Source organism: Plesiomonas sp. ISS29 (assembly GCF_056522795.1).
This window is the reverse complement of the sequence record NZ_JAWRZQ010000001.1, coordinates 1,745,277-1,767,978: the sequence shown is the minus strand read 5'-3', so window position 1 is coordinate 1,767,978 and position 22,702 is coordinate 1,745,277. Positions and strand designations below refer to the sequence as shown.

Annotated in this window: 14 protein-coding genes and 1 other RNA gene; 4 read left to right on the top strand and 11 right to left on the bottom strand. The window is 44.4% G+C overall.

Going from position 1 to position 22,702, the window contains the following annotated elements:
* Positions 1 to 120: 120 nt before the first annotated feature.
* From AC1HDJ_RS07900 to AC1HDJ_RS07870, 7 genes are all read right to left on the bottom strand, one after another.
* On the bottom strand, positions 121 to 771 hold the full coding sequence (locus AC1HDJ_RS07900) for a response regulator (RefSeq protein WP_479534847.1): 651 nt from the start codon (positions 769 to 771) through the stop codon (positions 121 to 123).
* 194 nt (positions 772 to 965) lie between these two features.
* Entirely contained in the window at positions 966 to 3,377 is a 2,412-nt protein-coding gene (locus AC1HDJ_RS07895) for an ATP-binding protein (protein WP_479534845.1), read from the bottom strand.
* Positions 3,378 to 3,504: 127 nt separating this feature from the next.
* Entirely contained in the window at positions 3,505 to 4,170 is a 666-nt protein-coding gene (locus AC1HDJ_RS07890) for a hypothetical protein (RefSeq protein WP_479534843.1), read from the bottom strand.
* A gap of 77 nt (positions 4,171 to 4,247) precedes the next feature.
* Positions 4,248 to 9,191: a hypothetical protein gene (locus tag AC1HDJ_RS07885; protein ID WP_479534841.1), complete on the bottom strand. Its 4,944-nt coding sequence runs from the start codon at positions 9,189 to 9,191 to the stop codon at positions 4,248 to 4,250.
* An 82-nt stretch (positions 9,192 to 9,273) separates the two neighbouring features.
* On the bottom strand, positions 9,274 to 11,808 hold the full coding sequence (locus tag AC1HDJ_RS07880) for a TcfC E-set like domain-containing protein (RefSeq protein WP_479534839.1): 2,535 nt from the start codon (positions 11,806 to 11,808) through the stop codon (positions 9,274 to 9,276).
* Positions 11,809 to 11,831: 23 nt separating this feature from the next.
* Positions 11,832 to 12,515, bottom strand: coding sequence for an EcpB family pilus assembly chaperone (locus AC1HDJ_RS07875; RefSeq protein WP_479534837.1), 684 nt, complete (start codon positions 12,513 to 12,515; stop codon positions 11,832 to 11,834).
* 77 nt (positions 12,516 to 12,592) lie between these two features.
* Positions 12,593 to 13,162 (bottom strand): common pilus major fimbrillin subunit EcpA, encoded by a 570-nt coding sequence (locus tag AC1HDJ_RS07870; protein WP_479534835.1) that lies wholly within the window; start codon positions 13,160 to 13,162, stop codon positions 12,593 to 12,595.
* A gap of 310 nt (positions 13,163 to 13,472) precedes the next feature.
* Between AC1HDJ_RS07870 and AC1HDJ_RS07865 the strand changes: the two genes are divergently transcribed.
* A complete protein-coding gene (locus tag AC1HDJ_RS07865; RefSeq protein WP_479534833.1) occupies positions 13,473 to 14,684 on the top strand; it encodes an EAL domain-containing response regulator in 1,212 nt (403 codons plus the stop codon).
* A 67-nt stretch (positions 14,685 to 14,751) separates the two neighbouring features.
* Here the strand turns inward: AC1HDJ_RS07865 and AC1HDJ_RS07860 are convergent, their stop codons facing one another.
* Both AC1HDJ_RS07860 and AC1HDJ_RS07855 read right to left on the bottom strand, forming a co-directional pair.
* Positions 14,752 to 15,762: a sulfate ABC transporter substrate-binding protein gene (locus AC1HDJ_RS07860; RefSeq protein WP_479534831.1), complete on the bottom strand. Its 1,011-nt coding sequence runs from the start codon at positions 15,760 to 15,762 to the stop codon at positions 14,752 to 14,754.
* Positions 15,763 to 15,887: 125 nt separating this feature from the next.
* The gene (locus AC1HDJ_RS07855) at positions 15,888 to 16,415 is read right to left on the bottom strand and encodes a L,D-transpeptidase family protein (protein WP_479534829.1); all 528 of its coding nucleotides are present in this window, start codon (positions 16,413 to 16,415) and stop codon (positions 15,888 to 15,890) included.
* A gap of 431 nt (positions 16,416 to 16,846) precedes the next feature.
* On the opposite strand from AC1HDJ_RS07855, the gene AC1HDJ_RS07850 reads away from it, so the two are divergent.
* Positions 16,847 to 18,256, top strand: coding sequence for a GH1 family beta-glucosidase (locus AC1HDJ_RS07850; protein WP_479534827.1), 1,410 nt, complete (start codon positions 16,847 to 16,849; stop codon positions 18,254 to 18,256).
* Between the two features lie 282 nt (positions 18,257 to 18,538).
* Here the strand turns inward: AC1HDJ_RS07850 and ffs are convergent.
* Together ffs and AC1HDJ_RS07840 are read right to left on the bottom strand one after the other, a co-directional pair.
* An RNA gene (ffs, locus tag AC1HDJ_RS07845) (signal recognition particle sRNA small type) lies at positions 18,539 to 18,635 on the bottom strand.
* Positions 18,636 to 18,724: 89 nt separating this feature from the next.
* A complete protein-coding gene (locus AC1HDJ_RS07840) occupies positions 18,725 to 19,459 on the bottom strand; it encodes a VP0952 family biofilm-associated protein (RefSeq protein WP_479534825.1) in 735 nt (244 codons plus the stop codon).
* 510 nt (positions 19,460 to 19,969) lie between these two features.
* On the opposite strand from AC1HDJ_RS07840, the gene tesB reads away from it, so the two are divergent.
* Positions 19,970 to 20,830 carry an acyl-CoA thioesterase II gene (tesB, locus tag AC1HDJ_RS07835; protein WP_479534823.1) on the top strand — a complete coding sequence of 287 codons (861 nt, stop codon included), beginning with the start codon at positions 19,970 to 19,972 and terminating at the stop codon, positions 20,828 to 20,830.
* A gap of 191 nt (positions 20,831 to 21,021) precedes the next feature.
* Complete coding sequence (locus AC1HDJ_RS07830; RefSeq protein ID WP_479534821.1) at positions 21,022 to 22,698, top strand: FAD-dependent oxidoreductase; 1,677 nt, start codon at positions 21,022 to 21,024, stop codon at positions 22,696 to 22,698.
* Positions 22,699 to 22,702 lie beyond the last annotated feature (4 nt).

Genomic DNA, 22,702 nt, shown 5'->3' with positions numbered 1-22,702 from the left:
ATAAAAATAAAAATTATAAAAACAGGAAAGATAAAAAGATACTTTTCTTATTTATTAACTCATTAACTTCAATATAATGAGCATCTTTCGTTTATCTATTATTTCTATTTTTTATTTGTATTAAATATAATCACTAAGCATAAACAGATCTCTGTCTGACTCAATATTGAGTTTGCGGCGTGCTGACTGCTTTTGTGCGCTAATGGTTTTTACACTGCGGGAAAATTTCAGTGATATTTCAGAGACAGTCATCCCATTAATATAGCAGCGTAATACTTCACGCTCTTTCGGTGTGAGTGCATCTAAAAGATCATTCATATTTTCACCACTGTTATCAGTAGTATTAGCTGATACAGTCAGCGGGAGAATGCTCGATTCAGGCCAAAACTCTTCACCACGGGTTAATTTTTTAATGCCATCAACCAATGTATTTAATGAACAGCCTTTACTGATAAAGCCTTTGACTTTGGTGCGTTTCAGCAAAGATATTACAGTGGATGAATCAATTGAAGAGACCACTAAAATCAGCAATTCAGGGTTTCGGGTGGTTAAACGTTTGATTAAATTTAAGCCATCAACATCATCTTTGCCTAAAATATAGTCAACAATCACCAAGTCTGGTTTATTCTCTTTAATTCCTTTGGTTAGACTTGCGACAGTGGAATAACTTCCAATCACAGAGATCCGCTCTTCTTTTTTAAGAAGAGAGAGCATTCCCTCTCTGACGATTTCATGATCATCAAGAATCATCACACTGATACTTTTTTGCATCTTTACTGGCCGACCTATATTATTTTAGACGCGAAAATATTGTAGCTTTGTTGCTAACGCGTGCAATCTTTTATATGAAAATTTGCTGAAGTATACCACAATAGATTGAAATGTAGAAAATACGTATAAAAACCACTCTGCTGGTAAGCTTACAAAGGTAATACTTGGTATTATTTATAGCTTGCATAAACTACTCAGCTAGTTAACTTTTCCAACTGGTAAGCCAGCTCGGCAATATCCCCTTTCAATTTGATCACTTCGCGATCATTAAGGTACAGCTCGCCACGTAACGCATGCTCTAGCTGTTTTGCCAGCACAGCAACAGCATCAAGTTCGAGTACATTTGCACCACCTAAAATTCGATGAAATGAGTTCGCCGCCCCCGAATAGTGTTGGGTATCTATCTGCACAAGGCCATCAGCAATATCCTGTTGACTCAGTTCAATAAAGCGGGCAAGCAGCTTACCTTCACCGCTAAGGTCGTTGTCGGGGGCATCAGGCTTCTCTGAGCTAACGATTGACAGGCTGCTGTCAAAAGGCTCGGCGGTATCTATCCACAATTCAAGCAGGGCTTTTAGCTGCTTGAGCGATAATGGTTTGGTTGAAATACCATCCATCCCAGCATCAAGACAACGGGCGTAGTGCTCTTCGCCGGAATCGGCTGAAATGGCGATAATCGGTGTCATCGGCAGACCGCGCTCGGTTTCATTATGCCTAATTCGCTGAGCGACCTCAAAACCATCTAGCTCCGGCATATAGCAGTCGAGTAAAATCAGTGAGATATCGGTTTTTGTATCAAGCAGAGCCAGTGCTTCATGCCCGTGACTAGCAGTGATAAAGCGATAACCAAGCCGTTTTAGCTGTTGACCAATAACAAACCGGTTAGCCTCATGATCATCGACCAATAAAATGACCGGATCATCGTGTGTAGTCACCAGCGGTTTACTGCTCTGAATGCGCGGCTCCTCTACTTTACTGGCGGTAGTTGGAATACGGACAATAAAGCGTGAGCCTTGCCCTTTCTTACTTTCCACGAAGATAGAACCACCCATCAATTCCACTAGCTCTTTACAGATAGATAACCCAAGCCCTGTTCCGCCAAATACACGGCTAGTTGAGTTATCAACTTGTGAAAAGGGTAAAAACAGTTTAACTTTATCTTGCTCATCAATACCGATACCGGTATCAGAGATATCAAACTCCAATATACCGTTATCCTGCCCTTTCTGGTTACAAAAACGTGCCGACAGAGTCACTTGACCTTGTGCGGTAAATTTCAGAGCATTTGAGATTAAATTATGTAAGATCTGTTTGACCCGCAATTCATCAATATTAAAGTAGTTATAATCAGCAATATTATGTGCGTAAAAGGTTAATGTTATTTTTTTACGTTCAGCAATAATTCCGTATTGTTGCTCAAGCTTAGCTAATATTGGAATCAGTTTAACCGAGCGTAAATCAATATGAAGTTTACGCGCGCCAAGGCGCGACATATCGAGTAAATTGTTCAAGAGTGATAATAACAACTTCCCGGCATCATCAGCCTGATTAATCATTTCACGTTGTGAATGGTTTACTTTCGTACCACGCAGTAGTTCAAAAACGGACAGCATTACACCAATTGGTGTTTTCACCTCATGACTGATCATCGCTAAAAAACGGCTTTTAATACTTTCACTCTGTTTTTTAGCACGATAAACATACATATAGCACAGCAATGAAATGCTTAATGAGCACATCATAATTAAAGTAGCCAGTATTTGCCAACGATATGACACCCACAGCTGGTGCAGTGTAGGTTTGGTTTGTTCTGTTGACTCTTTCCATGTCATTAATGACTGGTCCATCTCTTTAGCGGTAATACTGTTGAGCGCTTTACTTAATATCTGATATAGCTCTGTAGTGTTTTGAGACACCATTACAGAAAAAGGCTTAGGTGGCAAATTAACATATCCGCCAAGATACATATCTTTGTTATCATCTTGCACAGCATCAAACTCAGCACCTACCACAATACCAACATCTGCTTCACCAGAACGTAATTTATCGAAGATATCATTGATATTGAGCGCAGGAACCAAAACCGCAGCTAGCGGTTGGTTTCGCTGAATAAGATTATGGTACAGATAGGAGTTTTCTATCACTGCCACTCGCTCTGTTTTCAAATGATCGAGTGTACCGACAAATTTATGTTTTCCCAGCGTAACAAATTCATGCCGAAGATACATAAACGGGTGGATAAAGTGATACTTTTTTGTTAATACAGATATCTGTGAATAACGATAGTCAGCACCAAAAATAACTGCGGGTAAATCTTTATCTTCCACAATATTTTGTGTACTAAGTTGCCCTGTATACAAGGAGCTAACCCAAAACTTAAGGCCGGTTTTTTTCTCTAACAGTGAAATAAGATAGCGGTGATAGGACAATTCATGCGAAACATTGACCGGAATATAGATTGTTTGCTGTCGATTTTTCTTTATCCATAACGTTTCCTCAGGTGTAAACAGGCTCTCTGTTGCCCATACGGGGGCAACGCTATACCCAAATATTAAGGTGAAAAATAGTGCAATCTGCTGCAATTTGGGTAGATGAAATCTGAACATAATCCCTCAAAACACATTATGTGTAATAGGTAAAACTTTAATAGTTAAAACAATATTGGCAGTTTAACTCTTCGAGATTTCAGATATTAACACAATACGACTGACTATATTTGCCAACCCCAGCGATTTACTCTGTTTTTTTACAGCTATCAAGCACGGTAGCGAGTTTATTTACCATACCGATGGTTATAACTTGCTGTTTATCCTGCAAAGGAGTTTGCATGCTGGCATTGGCGGGTAAGAAGTGAGTACTGCCCTGCTGCTGACCGCACTGTGTATCTTGCATGACCAAAATATACCCATTGCTGTTATTGGTTAAACGGTCATTTTTGAATGTATATTTCATTATCGGCGTGATCGGACGTACGACAACAACGCTTTTAATTTTAACTGGATAGTGGGTAACAATAGCCGTCGGCACTTGCCCTGGTTGAAGAGGTAAAATACCCAGTTGACGCACTGACGCGCGGTAATAGCGCTCTTGGTTATCACGCTTTAGGTTGTAGTGCAGTGTAAAGTGGCCCTGCTGGCCAGCAGCTAAACGTAGCTGGGCGGGTGATACATAAAAAGGCGTTGGATGTGTCGATTTAAGAGTTTCATGACCATCAGGGAAAGAGGTTTCGTTTAACGATAAGGTATAGATAATCTCTTCTTTTTCATTATTTTTAATATCGATATTCAGGGTGTTGTTATTACCGGTTAGCTCACTTAATGATTGCATTTGCACGGCAAAAACACTGGAAGTCAGCAGTGCTGATAGCAAGCTGATCAGGGGAACAATACGCGGGTACATGCTGCTTTATCCTATAAATGTAAAACAGGGTCGGTGCTTTCACACCGTACCCCGAAACATATCATTGTTGGTCTCTGTTAATTACCCAGTGAAAGCTCAACGGTAACAGTACCTTCGCCTTTTGCTGAGCCGACCCAGTCACGCTGAGTTTCGATTTCACGGCCGGAAATCCGATCACTCATTTTAAAACCCAGCCGAGTTTTTAAGGTGTAACTGGCCATACCGGCTGTTCGAATACCTTTCTCTTTTACCCAGTGACCACCGACATCAAGCTGTTGTGAGTCTTTTAGTAAAATAGGCTCACCAGTACAGTTTTGAGGGGTATATTCCCACATACCACTTTCACTGATATAACCAAAATAAGCCGGTACTGCTGCATGTTTATTACCACTGTTAATGGTAAACGCACAGACAGATTTTTTATTTGCCTCTTGATGATCACCCTCAACTTTAGCTGCCACGGTAATAGCCGACGCAGCACGGTTTTTCAGTAACGTAGCAACATCATTTTTTGAATAATGAGTGGCTGAGGAGACAGGCATATTACTGAGTTCAACGCGTACCAAATAAGGGATTACTACGTCAGGCTCATCAGTAGCAAACCGGGATTCAACCACATTGCTCGCTTGTGGTGTGATGCTAATCCCCTCAAGGGTGGGTAAGCTGGTTTTGTTGATGATGGTGATCACACCCGATTTACGATCTTGCATTGCTATTTCTCGGCTGGCAACTAAGGTCAGTGTTTCAGCCGGTTCATTTTGTTGGTCTTCATTGATCGGCAGCACGATCTCTAGCTGTTTTTTCAAGCCAGCAGGCAATGGAAACACCACCGTTTTACCGCCAGATAAATCAAGCTGAGTACCGGTATTGCTGCCTGGCAAACGTACGATAACATGCTCTAATGCCACATCATCGGCAGATGCAGAGCCAAGTACCGCTTTAAGATAAAGCGGATTACCGGTTAAATCACCATCACCGGTTAGCATGACGGTTGAGACGGCATTTTCACCCTCGCGGGCGGTAACATCAGCAACCGACACAACATTCCATGCAGCGCGGTTATGAATGGTTATCGTACCCTGCTTGCTGCCCGACATTTTACTGTCACGGCTAGCTAACAGCGTAAACTGCTCATCAGATTCATCAATATCATCCTTCAACAGCGGAATACTGACTTCAACAGTCTTATTAGGTAGCAATACACTAGCAATTTTATTGGCAGAGAGATCAATTTGCTGGCTGTTACGCCCGCCAGCTAAAGAGACCAAAACATGAGCCAGATCGATATCATTTTCAGAAGCTGTACCCAGCTTGGCTTGTAGGTAGAGCAGCGCGCCTCCCGTTCCACCTGCCGCAACAAAATGAACGTGGGTAGTGGCATCTTCACCTTCATAACCTTCCGCGTTTTCTACCTGTGTCACAGCCCAGCCGGTGCTTTCGGTAATTATAATCGTACCGCTTTTACGCACAAGCATATCCGGCTTATTACTGGCTTCTAAATAGAGTTTCTCTGAGCTTTCCAATACGTTATCAACAATAACCGGGATGCTAACAGCAAGCTGATCGATAATGCCAACCGGCAGTATGTGTGCCACCATTTTCCCGCCCGAAAGATCAATTTCAGACTCAGGAAGTAATGTGCCTGGGTAACTGATTTTTACATGTTTTAAATCAACATCACTTTCACTGGCAGTGCCAAATTTGGTTCGCAGATAGACTTTTTCATGTGCTAAATCTTTTTGTGTCAGGCGAATGGTAGAAATGGCATTTTCCCCTTCCTCTGCAGTAGCATCAGACACTGAACGCACTTCCCATTCACCTTCTCTGTCACGCATAATAACTGTTCCCTGATGGCCACCAGCCATATCAACAGTTGTACCCATTTTTATCTGAAACATGTAGCCATCATCAGAAATAGTATCTTTATTAATGTAGACAGAGACATCAACTTTCTTACCCACATTAGGTGGTAAAATAACCTTATGAATACCACCACCAACTAAGCTACCGTGATCATCTGGCGCGTTTGTATTCGGGTAGCTGACCACAACATCAGAAAAATCAGCATCTTGCCATGTTGCTGTTGACAATACCGCTTGCAGATACAGTGCCTGCCCATCTAATGCCCCCTCTGAATTCAAAGTTGCATGTAAAACTGCTGTAGTGCCTTCTGGTATTTCAGCATCCGTTACCGTAGCAATATTCCACGGAGCCATATCAATAATGATTTGTGTACCACTTTGTGCATTTTCCATTTTTGGTGAAAAACTGCCCTTCAATACCAAATTTTTATCCGGATTTGGAACTATATTTTTCATTGTAGGAATACTGACATAAACCTCACGATCAACCACCGCGGGTAAATCCACTGCAGTGATTTTGCTACCACTGAGATCCACCGTCATTTGAGTTCGGGCATGTTGGAAAGAAACCGTAACGTGCGTTAAATCAACATCACTTTCTTTGGCACTACCCAATACAGTCTGAAGATAAAGAGTATGCCCTGCCCCCTTATCGGTTAACAATATTTCACTATTAAGTGCCGCCCCCTCCATCGCTTTTGAGTCACTCACCGAGGCCACTTTCGGTAAGGATTTATCAATAATCGCCAATGTTCCGCTTTTTGCATCATGCATATCGGCAGCTAAACTGGCCTCTAATATCAGGGTTTCATCGGGTTCAGGGCTTTCCATATCTGCCATGGTAGGAATAGAGATATTCAGCTCTTTTTCTGCATTGGCCGGCAGTTGTACAGCAACCGGTTTTCCACTGCTTAAATCAACGGTTGAAACCACATTTCCGTTTTTGCGTAAACGAATTTCAACGCGTTTAAGATTTACATCATTAGGTGAAGCGTTCTCTAATGTGGTTTTAAGGTAGATTATTTTGGCCGTGACAACATCACTGAAGGTAACGGTACTCTCTAGCGGTTTGCCTTCAGTGGCAACAGCATCGGACACGCTCAACACTTTTACTGACGTGGTATTAAGCGAAGTACCCGTATCTGGCCGCTGCTCTTCGGGTAACTTAACACTGTTTGGCAGCATCGCAAGGCTGAAGCTATCACCTTTAATTTGGCGGGCGCTGGAGTAAAAACGCATCTCTACCTGTGTAATAATTTGCTGCCACTGAGCCTGAGCAAGCTGATGCAGATCACTGAGTTTTGGGATAAAAACATCAATTGTTTTTGCTCGGGAAAATTCAGCAAGCCCGACACTGTCTCCCAGATGATTCCACTGATGACCCACACGAAAACGGGCCGAAGGAAGCGGAAACCCACTGCGGATCATAAAGCGAATATCGCCACCACTACTGACTTTATGTTCACCGTTAATGGTACGCAGCACACATGTCTGGCCGTTGACTCCATCCACTTTATCCGCACGGCACTCAGCGCGCGAAGGCCTATCCAGACGCAAGGCGGCCGCTTTAACCGCACTGGTACGGTATTCGACACGTGAACCATCCGTTCGCTGACCACTGGCAACCAGCTCTTGTTGTGTACCCAATGGCTGTTTAACCAGCCCGGTTAATGCTATCGGGCTAAATACCGGATTTATTTGGCCATCACGCGGCATTGCTCGGCCAGCACTTACCTGCCCCTGAGTATCCATCATGCCAAAAAACAGGTTAACCGGTTGGCTGCTGGTGATTCGGGTGAGTGGAAACAGCGGTGATAAATGACCGCTCTCTAGATACCATGCTGCCTGGCGGCTTCGCTCCTGCGGTTGCCTTTCACCATAAATGGCCTGTTCAGCCCGTCCGCTCAGGGTGGTAACGTAGCCGCGTTGTGTCACTGCATCTTCTATCGACAATAACCCAAGCCGCGACAGTACAACGCTAGGCCGTGTGTTAAGTTGAGATCCGAACAGTTGCAGGTTAAATCTGTCACCTTTGGCCAGACGGGATGCCGAATAAAAGCCGCTTTCGACGAATTCAGAGAGCTTTTGTTGCGGATGTGCTGCCCGCCACTGATCACGCTCAGCGGCCGATGGAGGCACAAAAAATACCTCTATCGCGTGGCTGTTGGCAAACTCAGCAATATGTACGCTATCGCCAATTGCATGCCATTGAGAACCTACACGAAAACGTGCCTGTGACAGTGCAACCCGTGCCCGTATGGTAAACATCAGATCACCACCACTGCGAGCGACTGAACTGCCCTTAATCGTGCGCAGCGTGCAGAGTTTTCCGGCAATACCATTGACACGTTCATCACGACACGCTTTTCCGGTTGGCGGCAACAGAGTCAGATGCGCAGCTTTCGTTACATTAGTTTCAAAACGGCGAATATCCCCATTTTGTAGCGTTTCTTGTAAAGCGAGTGTACGGGAGGTTCCCGGTGAAGATTGCGATATCAGGTTAAACACAGTGTCACTGAGTACCGGATTGACCTGCCTTCCGTTTTGTGGCGTAAATGTTCCACCATCCCACATCACGGCAGTGCCATGTATATCAGCTATACCGCGAAAAGCCTGTACAGGGGTTAATGCTGAAAGGGTTTTTACATCACTGATATTATTGCTGTTATGGGTATACCAGATTGCCGGTTTTTTAGCCCCCAACCCCGGTATACGTGCACCAAAAATAGCCTGCGGTAATGCCCCTTGCAGGGTATCACCACTACTGACCAAGGTAGATAAATACTGGCTATTGGCGACTTTATCCTCAATCAGGATCAGCTCTAGTTGGCTATGCAAATCAGTTATTTTAGCCGGAAGATGCGGTAATCCCCCCGGTAAACGCCCCGGTAAGGTAACCGGATGCTGAATCTCACCCGGCAAGGTGACAGGATGTTCAAAATGCCCCGTTGGCGGCTGAATTTTTGCCGGGAGTGTAACAGGCGTTTGGTATGCATTTGCGGTTTGCCACGGGGAGAGGAGTGCAAACAGGCTGCTCACTAACAGTGTGATACCAAATAGCGACGATTTACCACATGGCGGTTTTTTATTACTGCGATGTGGTACTGACAGAGTATGTTGGCATGATAAATCATGCCCAACAAGAGGGTGTTTTTGCATTGCCGCTATCCTGTTATCGATAGTGAGTATTGAACGTTATAGTGCTGACAGCGTTCTAGATCTTTCCTACAATCTAGCCCTTTTACTGCGACAAAATAATGTGTGATTCACCTTTCCAGCGAACATCACCGAGCAGCAGTGTGGCTTTAGGATTTTGCAGCTTGATATCAATTTCAAAATCTTGTTTACCGTTGTCAGCCAGTATTTCCGGATGCGCAACATCGATATCAATTGAAAAACTGCCATCTGCATTAGTGCGTGCCGTACCAATGTGATTACGTAAATTGATGCCAGCCATAGGCTCACCATTGGCATTGCTCAGGCGGCCAAATACGGTAATCAATTGCTTAAAATGCGGTTTAAAATAGGTGACATTTCCGGGATACAAGATCACCTGTTTGGTCGCTTCGGCAGTATCAAATGTCACCTCACCGCTTTCGTTATCACTCACTTCAACGGTGTACTCCTGATAAGCCGGTAGCGAGAGGAAATTGTGCCCCTCAACCAGCGGATATTGTTGCTGGTTAACCACTGCGCTCAGCGCATGGCCACTACCTTTGGGCAGATCAATTAAAACCCCCGCTTCCCCGGAGTTATGGCCAAATGCCATGCCCTTACCTAAATCCCACCCTGCTGAACCATTTAAGCTGACACTGGTATTCATGTTGCCCTGCCCACCGGAGGCACTCACCGTACCGGTAGCATAGCGAGCATTGAAGTTGGCATAAGCGTTGTAATAGTTACTGTTTCCTGAATCACTCATGCTGTGATTGAATGTACCGCCGACATAAGTAATCGAGCTGTTTTCCAGGCTTTTACCAACGGAAAGGTCGAGGCTATCGGCATCAGAGTTGCGCGAATACCCCATTTGGATATCAGCAACCAGTGGCATAGAGAAAGAGAGGCTAATAAAACTGTCTTTTTGATGACCGCTCACACCATAAGAGTGTGAAGTCTGTTTATTCAAACCGACATTCAGCCACGCTGCACCGTAATGGCCGCTGTATAAGTGCTGTGAGTAATCCCACGACAGTTGCTGCTCTTCATCTTGATAATCACCCGATTTGCTGTAAGTCACATTCAACTGACCGGCTCCGTCAATCAATTTTCCCATATTGATATAGGTATTCACTGATGTACGATTATCAAACCAGTAATCGAGCCTTTCCCCCTGATGGCCCTTCTCCTTAGCCAACCGGATTGAACCTAACCCAAATGGCAAAGGTGCACCCACAGTAGCGGTCACATTATGACTGCCGTCAGAGGCTTTCATGTTGCCGATATTAACGTCAAATCCGCCCAAAAATTGTTTGCTGACAGAGGCCTCTTCAACCCAGGTATCACGGTTCAGATAAACTGAAGCTGCTAAATTACTGCCAAAAGCGCGCCCCGATAACGAAACACCCCCAACCGGTTTATTGCCACCTTCGATTAACGGTGTATCAGGTGAGACTAAAAAACCATTTTCGTTGAATGATGTACGTTCATCACGCTGGCTGATACCGCCCCAGAGTTGCCATATTGGTTTACTCCCATCTGCAAATGCAGACTGAGTTTTCTCAACTTGTTGGCTGGTTGTACTGATAATTTTACCGGCGACCACTACCTCAATTTTTACCTGATATAGGCCGGAAGGCAGTGCAGCAGTATCCACTTCATGGATACCCATCGGCATCTGCACAACTTTTAGCAGGCGATCATCACGGTAAATACGAGCTTCACCTGCAGAGGGAAAATAAAGAGTAATTGGAGAGAGAGATTGTGAGGTATCGCGCTGCTGTGAACGGCCATTATTGCCATAGGCAAAGGCATACATGCGATCACTATTGAGTGTAGATACTAAGCCTAAATCTTGTGATTGCCAGCCATTCATCATCCCAAATGAAGCATAATGGCCGCCAATGTCACGCTCAAACACCGCCCGATCAAGGCTAAAATCCCCGCCACTATCATCGTTATAGGTACTTGACCCATCAACAAACAGATGATTTTCTTCCCAGGCTTGCGTTGAATTCAGCCCCAAATAGCCGTAGTTACTGGATCTTCCATCGCCGCTCGAGTGTGTAGTATTTAATGTGTAATTAACTAACCCCGAAATATCATGGCTGCTCGCGGTAGGCAATACGGAAGATTTAGCAATATGATCAACAGCAAATCCATGCTTATCAAGGGTGATAGCCACACTCATGCGCAATAAATCAAATGTTAAGGTTGCCTGATCAGCAACAGTTAGTGTGCCTGATTGTGTAAATTCAGCAGATTTCAGCGCATACAGCCCAGCCATAACGGCATCGGATAATTGAAAAGAGGATAATTCTTCATTTTTTGAAAAATGATCAATGATCAACCGATCATTTTGTAAGCGAGTATCAACATAACCAATAACGATTTCATTTTCATCATCCGTGGCTGTATCTTTATTTATGATCGTAATTGGTAAGGCGATCCCAGCCTCGAGAATGGTTTTAATACTGTCTGATATCAGCAATTTTTCATTACTGAGATCAGAATCAGTCGTCTGCCCAAATACGTACAGAGGAGCTAAATAGAGGGTTACACCAACACTAATACCTACAATAAAAAAAATATTTCTTGTCGCGGTAAAGGGGAAAAACATCTCATGCCTCTTGCACAATGATATTATTTTGCCGAGTCGTATGTACCTGCATGCCATATTCCTACATGGCTACTTGGTGCACTGATATCAACCGATTTCAGAGGTCTTTCTGTATGTGGCATAATACGACGATCTTCACGACACACTCCATCTTTAGGGGGAACAATCCCTTTTTGGCAGGCACCAAATGCGACATAGCGAAAAGCAGTATTACCTTTATTAACCATGACATTATTGCCTAAAGAGTAATCTAATATTTCCTGACGCGGATTTACCACCAATATCGTAGACAAAATAGTGCTGGTTGCAACTTGTGCCTCCATTCCTGCTGAATGGTGCTCACCCGGCACTAATACTTCATCATTCCAGATAATACGGTAATAACGCTCTTGATTATCTTTTGGCCCGTGATAAAAAAACTTCACAACAACATCTTTTTTCGGCGCAACAATTGCCCGAGCAGGACTAAAGGTAATATCACTCATGCTTGAATTGCCCGATATTAACGGTTCCATCGTAAACGGGCTCTTAATTGGCTCAACCTTAACGGCCATAAGGTGTGCAGCATGCTCATCAATATTGCTTATTTTTTGTGTTGTTCGTTCAGATTTAGAGGGTATTTCAACTGTCACATCATCCATATAAAAAGCATACGAATAACTGCTAATTAATAGTGGAAGTAGTGCATAAAAATAACGATGCTTCATAGAATATCTCTAACAAATAACGAATAAGGCAGCCTCTTGACTGCCTCAGCAATTCAGGTGCAGCTCTGCTTGTGCAATTAGCTCCAAGTTGCAAGGAAAGTCACTTGCGCTTGGCCTTCATACATACCATCAGTTAATGACTCAAATGTTTTCCCCGCAGGTGCTACTGCTGTTGCAACAAAACGGTCAGCAGATTCAGACTCGGCAGCCAAACCATCTAATGATGACAAGAAGGAGTTCAGACTACCACTCTTATTAAGCATAGTTGGTTGCCCTTCATCTTCAGATAAAGGCGTATCACCTACACTTAATACAACCTTAAATTTTTGATCGGCCTGAGCAATATGCGCGGCATAACCTTCGCTTTGAATTGCTTCAAGTTTAAAATCTGTAGCATCAGGGCCTGCTTTACTATCATTCTGGATGTTAATAATAAATGGGGCTTCAGTTGGTGCAAAGGTTTTGCTACTTGGCAGATATTTAAAGTTGATAGAACCTACAGGGCTAACAATCAGACGAGCATGGCTGTTTTTTTCTGCAGTCACAACCCAAGTCGCACTGTCTTGTGCTGTACCAGCATCAGCGGCCATTACATTACCAGACAGAATAACGCTCATCATAGCGCCAGCGATCAGGTGCTTTTTCATACTCAAGTTCCTTTTCTGAATTATTTAGGCTTTGCGTAATTGCAAGTCTTTACGCAAGTGACGGAATTCACTATAGCCATCAAATCCGATCAATTATATGAGACCATTCTTAAAAAATCAGACAAAAAAAGGAACAGTACATCGGCTAATAATAGACTCATAATATCCAATAAAAAATACCCGCAATGTTCCAAAAATCACAACAGCTCTATCTTTTAAGACCACTCTGATATCAATACTTCATGTCCTTAGTTATCCTAACGATCATTGTGGTACATATAGATATACGAATACGGATAAGCCTATATTTATGAATAAACCTACGATTGCGGTCGTTGATGACAATATTATTGAGTGTGAAGTTGTGCAGAAAAAGTTACAGTCACTGTATGATGTGAATGTCATTTCATTTTCAGATATAGACAGTGCCTTGTATGAACTGCCCGATTACTCAGTTGACGCAATCCTTTGCGATATTCATATGCCAGATCAGGCCGGAGCAGAATTTTTACTGAGTCTTAACGCATTATATGCTGATAAACCAGCGTTGCTCCGCCCTACTATTATTTGGTTTAGTTCAACAAGTGACCGTGTATTATACTCCCACCAGCGTCTTGCCATTGAATCAGGCTTTCACTGCCCGCTTGCTATCAGTAAACCGCTGCAAGCCCAGCACTATCAAAGTATTATCCGTGCAATCACCCAGCAGCAAAAAACCTTGTCTCACAATACACCTAAGAACAATACCACCTACACAAAGCCGATCTCCAGTAAAGGTATCCACCGTTTATTACTGATGATCCGCAGTGTTAATCTGGTATTACAACCCAAAATTGCACTAAATACACAACACATTATCGGCGCAGAAGCACTCGCTCGCTTTACTGAGAGCACCAATCCACTCACTTATGATCATATTGCTATTCTTGCTGATATAGAGGCACACAATCTTGATAATCTGCTATTTATGACCATGCTCGATAAGGTTATTGCGCTGCAACGTTCACTGGTCAAAAAAGGAATCGGCAACCCGATCTCGATTAATGTCTCAGCAAAAACGGTTGCATCAATCGAATTGGTTAAAGAGATCTCGCAGCGTTGGTTTGATGCAAAACTACCGGCAAAATTACTGACGATAGAGCTAACCGAAAACAGCCGGATTAGCAGTAAAATTGAGCTGATTGCAGCCATGAACTTACTGCATAATGAAGGGTTTGGTATTTCACTCGATGATTACGGTATCGGCATCTCATCACTTAAAATGCTCTCTGAGATCCCGTTTACTGAATTAAAATTAGATAAAGCCTTTATTGCCAATATTACTGAAAGCCCGGTCTGTTACCACATCGTCAAACATACTGTTGATTTATGCCAAAAACTCAATATTTCAGTGGTTGCTGAAGGCGTTGAGTCGAACAGCCAGCATCTTGCCTTACAAGAGATGCAGTGCCCTGTTGCACAAGGTTATCATTTTTATAAACCCATGCTACCGTCAGACTACTTACAACTGTGCTTGCAATAACCCTCTTGCACAACCGGTAAGTTTTAACACCGTGCCCCATACAGAGCACGGTAAAGTAAATCAGACGTTATTGCCCCGGCTGATAAATCTGGTCAAACACCCCACCTTGTGCAAAATGTGTTTGCTGTGCCTGCGCCCAATCACCAAATAGATCTCGAACAGTAAACAGGGTTAACTGGTCAAACTGATTAGCATATTGCGCCGCAACAACAGGATCTGTCGGACGATAGAAGTTTTTTGCTGCAATAGTTTGTGCCTCCGGTGAATACAAGTAGGCCAGATACTCTTTAGCTACTGCCTGCGTACCGCGTTTATTGGCCACTTTATCAACCACCGCCACCGGTGGCTCTGCCAAAATAGAGACTGAAGGTGTAACAATATCAAACTTATCTGCACCCAGCTCTTTAAGCACCAAATGAGCTTCATTTTCCCATGTAATCAGCACATCACCGATATCACGCTCAACAAATGTAGTGGTTGCCCCACGCGCACCAGAATCGAGCACCTTCACATTACGGTACAACTTGCCGACAAACTCTTGCGCAGCCGCCGCCGAATTCTGATTTTGTTTTAACGCATAGCCCCATGCCGCCAGATAGTTCCAGCGTGCGCCACCTGAGGTTTTCGGGTTTGGCGTGATAACCTCAACATCTTGACGAATAAGATCATTCCAGTCTTTTATCTGTTTTGGGTTGCCTTTTCGCACAAGAAATACAATCGTTGAGTTAAACGGTGTTGCATGGTGTGCATAAGCCTCTGCCCATGTCGGATTAACACGGCCCTTTTTCGCAATAGTATCAATATCATATGCCAAAGCCAGTGTAACCACATCAGCTTCAAGCCCATCAATCACCGCGCGTGCTTGCTTGCCCGACCCCCCGTGAGACTGCTTTACCACCACATCATCACCGTGCAGCTTTTTCCAGTGCGCAGAAAAGAGCGTGTTATATTCGGCAAACAGTTCACGGGTAGGGTCATACGAGGCATTCAGCAGTGTAATTTCTGCCGCCTGCACACTCAGCGTCAGTAATGTTGCTGCCGCTGCGGTGGTAATCCATGAATATGCACGTAATGTCATGCGGTAACTCCTGTAATCGATTAATGCCAATGTCAGTCAGAATGGCTGTTGACACTGTTTTAATCGGAATTACCGCGTTTCAAAACCAACAAAAGTTGCTATCGATAGCAGAAAAAAACATGTTGTTATGGATAAATCTCAATCGGCGTACCCGGCTCAATTGAGCGCCAGATCTCATCCATGTCATGGTTAAGCAGCGCAATACAGCCGTTAGTCCAGTTAGATCGCTGCACACTGCTGCTCTGTACTGCATTCGGCTGACCGTGGATCATCAACATATTACCCGGATTCACCCCGCTTGCTTGCGCACGCTCAATATCATTGATATTGGGATAAGAGATATGAATCGCCTTGTAGTACTGGGAATCATCTTTTTTATAATCGAGCAAATACCGCCCTTCGGGCGTACGGTTATCGCCGCGCATCACTTTATGCCCAACTGGATTTGCCCCCAGTGCAATCCAAAAACTTTTTATCTCCTTCCCATTACGTAAAAGAGACAAACGGTACTGTGATTTTTTCACCACCACTAAATCCGCTTTGAGCGGCTCTTGCACAAAACTGGCCGAAGCAAACGGTGCAAAAAAAGCCCCTGAAAACGCAATACTACATACCAACAACCATGATTTTGGTACTACAAACAACTGGCGCATGATCCACTCTTATTTAAGTCACTTACAATGATCAACACTACGTCAGCGCAGCAATGGGTATACATCACCCAGACGTAGGGTTTCCCTAAGTTCTGAGCAGGTAAACATTAATGAGCGGCCGATTTTCAGCGTATAATAAACAGCCGGTAAAAACTTGCAATCACTAGTTTCACAACATATTGCGCTATTGTTTTTGTCTGATAAATAATCACATTCTCTTTTCTTCACACCGCAAAAAAATCTTCCCGTTCAGGATGTGATACCGATCATAATGAAAGGAAAAAAGGCAAGAGATAGCTAATAATCTTCAGTAGTATTTCGCAAAATAATGCGGGTAAACATCGCAGAAATACCTTCTGCACATGCTATCGAAATATCACTGCTGAAATGATGGCTTCCTTACCGAATTTAACGGATAACCGGACAACGCTATGACAACCTATACCTTTCCTGAAGGCTTTATCTGGGGCTCGGCAACCGCTGCGCTACAAATTGAAGGCGCAGCCCGTGAAGAGGGGCGCGGATTATCACAGTGGGATGTTTTCTGCCACGAGCACCCTGAACGTATCTATCAGCAAGCCAACCCTGATGTTGCTTGTGATCACTATCACCGCTACCGCGATGATGTACGCCTGATGAAAGAGATTGGCCACAATGGTTACCGTTTATCCATCAGCTGGCCGCGCCTGATCCCGGCAGAAGATGGGCAGATTAACCCACAGGGCGTTGAATTTTATAACAACCTGTTTGATGCTTTGCTGGCAGAGGGTATCGAGCCGAATGTTACCCTCTACCACTGGGATCTTCCGGTATGGTTGGCCGATAACGGTGGCTGGGAAAACCCTAAAACACTTGATGCCTACCTGCATTTTGCCAAAACCTGCTTTACCCTGTTTGGTGATCGCGTTAAACGCTGGGCAACCTTTAATGAACCAGCTTGGACCACACTCAATGGCTATGTCACCGCACTGCATCCGCCTTGCAAACACGACTATCGTGCCGCTATTCAGGTTGCCCACCATTTTGTGCTAGCCCATGCGCGTGCAGTAAAATTGTTTCGCTCGCTCAATACCGGTGGTGAAATTGGTTTAGTACTGAATATGTCAACCGTGTATCCAGCAACCGACAAACCAGAAGATATCGCTGCGGCGCATTTGGCTGACGGCATGTTAAACCGTTGGTTTATTGATCCGGCCCTGCTGGGATGCTACCCGCAAGATGTAGTGGAGTTTTATCAACAGCATAATCTGCTACCACAGTGGGATGAACAGCAGTTACGTGATATTGCCGAAACAAAAATTGATTTTATCGGCGTTAATTACTACTACCCGCACTATGCTACTGCCGATGCAACCGATACAGAGTTTCACATTAACAACTCAGGCAATAACAGTGATGACTGCAAGTTTTCTATTGCCGGAGTGGTTCGTTTTGTCAAAAATCCAAACGGAAAATACACTGACTGGGGCTGGGAAATTGCCCCGCAAGCAATGTATGACTTACTGCAACGAGCACACGAATATGCACCCGGCATTCCAGTTTATGTCACCGAAAACGGTATCGGTATGCAAGATCAGCTCAATGCTGACGGTTCGGTTGATGATGATGGCCGTATTGATTTTGTCCGCGAGCACCTCAAGGTTATCCATCAGGCAGTAAGTGATGGCATCAATGTGCGCGGTTACTATATGTGGTCGTTAATGGATAACTTTTCATGGATCAACGGCTTTAAAAAGCGTTATGGTTTTTTGTATATTGATCGAAAAACGCAGCAGCGTTACAAGAAAAAATCAGCCTACTGGTACGCCGAGGTTGCCGCAAAAAATGGTTTTGATGAATAACCAGAATAGCTGTATACACAGTATCTATTAATGTGTGTTGATCTTATTGAAATGCTCGTTGATCTTATTGAAATGCTCGTTGATCTTATTGAATAGTACATTATCGGGGTACAGCGAAGTCTGTGCCCTTTTTTATAACGTTATGACTCATGGGTAATACAGCCGGCAGACTCAATACATTTTGTTGGATGTGGGATATAAGCTAAAACAAAGCAAGGAGCAGAAGATAAAGAAAACGAATAATAAAGGGATAAAACACCAACCCCCAGAAACGGGTGGAGGCCCTACCAGCCACATCCCGGCACTCGAGTCCTACGCCTTGGCTGCTTCCTTCCGGATCTGACCAGGTCGACATAGTATCAATGCGGGAGGACCAATAGAGCCTCCATTGACAAACTTTCACCTGTAATCCCGTGAAAGCGCAGCAATTATCAGGGATACCGCCATAGAATGCAATAGCCAAACGGTTCAGGTGATGTTTTCTTGCTCAGAATCGGCCAATAAAGATTCCCCCATCAATTCAATGAGTAGCAAAATTAACCACATCATTAAAATTGGCATTGAAACATGCTCTACTTGATACAGCGTCAGTGCCGCAAACGGTAATGTCGGCAGTAACCAGGTTAAACGGTATAACATCTGCCTATTCTGCTGCTGTTGCAGCATCTGAATCGCTGAAATAACCGCAATAACCGACATCACGGCCAGTGTTTGTATCGGCAACCACACACTCAGAGGAATAGCCACGGCCAACAGCGCAGTGGTATTCCCTTGCAAGCCTTTCCAGCCTTGGCACAACAGGGCTATAACACTCACGGCAAGAAACTGACAAAAAGTTAACCATGCCGATCCGTCAATAGCACCTTCACTTTGCAGCACCATGACCGCACTAGGCATCGCAATCCACGGAATAAACAGAGCAAATCTCAGATTACTGGAAGCTGATGGGGAAAATAAAATAGACAGCATCGGATATGCCATTAAGGTAGCCATACTCAGACAGAGCGGTTGCAACGGTAATATTGCCATAAACAGCATAATCACAGCCACCAGAACAGCACCGCGCCCCCCTGATTGTGGAAGCAGCCACACCACAAGCAGCAGTGACAATACTAGATTCAGATCTGTTACGGAGTGTGCCATTGCCACCGTAGCCAGTAGTGTAAACAGCACTGCGGCCAATGTGAAAATTCCCTCTCTCATACACACCTCCTTATTGTATGTGTTGTATGTGTTATCTGCGTTGCATCTGTTGTGTATAGATACTTTTTACATCTCTATTATTTTGATATGGGCATGTTATATATCTGTGCTTTGCCAGTTATCACTACATCAAAACACCGCCCTGCAAAACACTACTTTTAGTATAGGCGGTTCTGCTACTGATAAGATCAAACTCGGGAGTAACACCGAGTTTCAACCACAGATAAATCACTGCTATAAAAATTCCCCCTACACTCGCCCTGCCCTGCCAATTCCCTTATTTATGTCAATTTATAGACAAGATTTATTGTCTCGGTGGTGCAATCAGATGTTCCTTCAAGGTTAAACCTGATCACACCACCGTCATAACACGATGACAGATTCATACTGAGGTTTTAGCCCAACGCACAGTTAATGCTATGCTTCTGATATTCCACTGTGTATCACACAAAACAGAAACGCAATTAATCGATGCCACAGAGCATCGAATAATGTATTCCGAGGTTATTAATGAGCGATGTATTGGCAGGATTACTGCAACTCCTGCATTTGGAAAAAATTGAAGAGGGTATTTTTCGTGGTCAAAGCCAAGATTTAGGCCTTCGCCAAGTCTTTGGCGGGCAAGTGATTGGTCAAGCACTGCATGCGGCCAAGCAGACTATCTCTCCTGAGCGGGCGGTACACTCTTTTCATAGCTACTTTTTACTACCCGGCGATAGCCATAAGCCGATTGTGTATGATGTTGAAATCTTGCGTGAAGGCCGCAGTTTCAGTACCCGCCGTGTCAGCGCGATTCAAAATGGCCGCCCTATTTTTTATCTCACCGCCTCTTTCCAGCTTCATGAAGAGGGGTTTGAACATCAAGATACTATGCCGGTTGTTCCACAGCCTGAAACGCTAGAGTCTGAATTAGACATTGCACGCAAAATGGCACACCTTCTGCCACCATCGGTAAAAGAGAAATTTTTATGCGAACGCCCGATTGAGATGCGCCCGGTTAAGTTCAGCAACCCGCTAAAAGGGGAAGTTGATCTACCAACGCGCTATGTCTGGTTTAAAGCAAACGGCAGCATGCCTGACGACCAGCGGGTACACCAATATTTGCTGGCCTACGCGTCTGACTTTAATTTCCTGCCGACCGCGTTACAACCGCACGGTAAAGGCTTTTTGGAAGCCGATATGCAAGTTGCAACCATTGATCACTCCATGTGGTTTCACCGCCCTTTCCGTATGGATGACTGGCTTTTATATGCTGTTGAAAGCCCATCGGCATCAGGTGCACGTGGTCTTGTACGCGGCAGCGTGTTTACGCGTGATGGGCTATTGGTTGCAACAACCGTGCAAGAGGGGTTAATCCGCCAGCGTAAGTGATTTTTTATTTTACCACTGTTCAATCACTGCACATCAAAACCGCAAAACCGGATCTTGTATCCGGTTTTTTTATAATCCACACCGTATGCTGATGAACATTGATTAAATCGGTACGCTCAGTGCTGTTCGCTTGCTTACCTTATTATTTTAGATAATACTAAATTAAATAAATCTTAACTAAGAGGCGTTTTATGTCTACCATGGATACACAAAACAGACCTAAGATCCTGATTGTTGGCGGTGTAGCTGGCGGTGCATCTGCTGCAGCACGGGCTCGGCGCGTTAATGAGCACGCTGAAATTATCGTTTTTGAACGCGGTGCATACATCTCATTTGCCAACTGTGGCTTGCCTTATCATATTGGAGGCAATATTCCCGAACGCCAATCACTGCTTTTACAAACACCAGAAAGCTTTAAGCGACGATTTAATGTTGATGTCAGAGTGCAGCATAATGTGCTGAGTATTAACCGAGATACCAAGCAAATCACAGTACACAATAAACTGACCGGTGAGCAGTATGTTGAAAGCTATGACAAGCTGCTGCTCAGCCCTGGCGCATCCCCCATCCGCCCACCAATTCCCGGCTTTGATCACCCAAAAGTGCTGACTTTGCGCAATATCCCCGATATGGATCAGATTATTGCCGCACTCAGCAACTTATCTAAACAGCATGTAACTGTGGTCGGTGGCGGTTTTATCGGCCTAGAGGTTGTCGAAGCGCTGCGTGAACGCCAAATTCCGGTGACATTACTCGAACTCGCCCCGCAGGTGATGACCAGCCTTGATGCAGATATGGCTGCTTTTTTACATCAGGAATTAGTCTGTCAGGCAGTAGACCTGCGTTTAAAAACCGGTCTCACCGCAGTTGAAGCTCAGCAGGATAATCTGCTATTGCAACTTTCCGATACCACACAATTGGAAACCGGCTTAGTCATTGCAGCAATTGGCGTTACGCCCGATACCCAGCTTGCTCGCAGTGCCGGCTTAGAGATTGGTACACGTGGTGGGATTAAGGTTAATCCACAATTACAGACTTCTGACCCCGATATTTATGCCGTCGGCGATGCTATCGAAACCACACATCTTGTCACCGGAAACACAGGTGTTATTCCATTAGCAGGGCCTGCAAATCGTCAAGGCCGTATGGCTGCTGACAATATGCTGGGCAATACCGAACACTACCGCCACACCCAAGGCACTGCCATCTGCAAAGTCTTCACCTTGGCCGCTGCCAGCACAGGGTTAAATATGCGAACAGCGCAACAGGCAGGGTTTAACGCACAATGCATTCATGTTCATACCGGTAGCCATGCAGGTTATTATCCGGGAGCACATCCGGTCAGCTTAAAACTGGTCTATGAAGTGCCCACTGGCCGCTTACTTGGCGCTCAAGCGGTAGGGCGTGATGGTATTGATAAACGGATTGATGTTTTAGCCGTTGCGCTACGTGCAAGGATGAGTGTAGTTGATTTGCAACACCTTGAGCTCACCTACGCCCCACCTTTTGGATCAGCAAAAGATGCCGTTAACCAAGCCGCTTTTGTTGCGACGAACCAGCTAAAAGGAGATGTTCCAGTCTGCCATGTTGCTGATGTACAACAACCCCGAGATGATCAGTTTTTGCTTGATATCCGTAACCCTGCCGAGCTGGAAAACATCGGTAAAATACCGAATGCCCTGAATATTCCGGTTGATAACTTACGCGAAAATCTCTCTACACTCCCCAAAGAGAAAGAGATTTTAGTTATTTGCCAAAGTGGGTTACGCGGAACTGTAGCGTGCCGATTATTACAACACTATGGTTTCCGCTGCGCAAACCTCAGTGGTGGGTATATTCAGTATGCAGCGGCAATACGCCAGTATTAAAGGA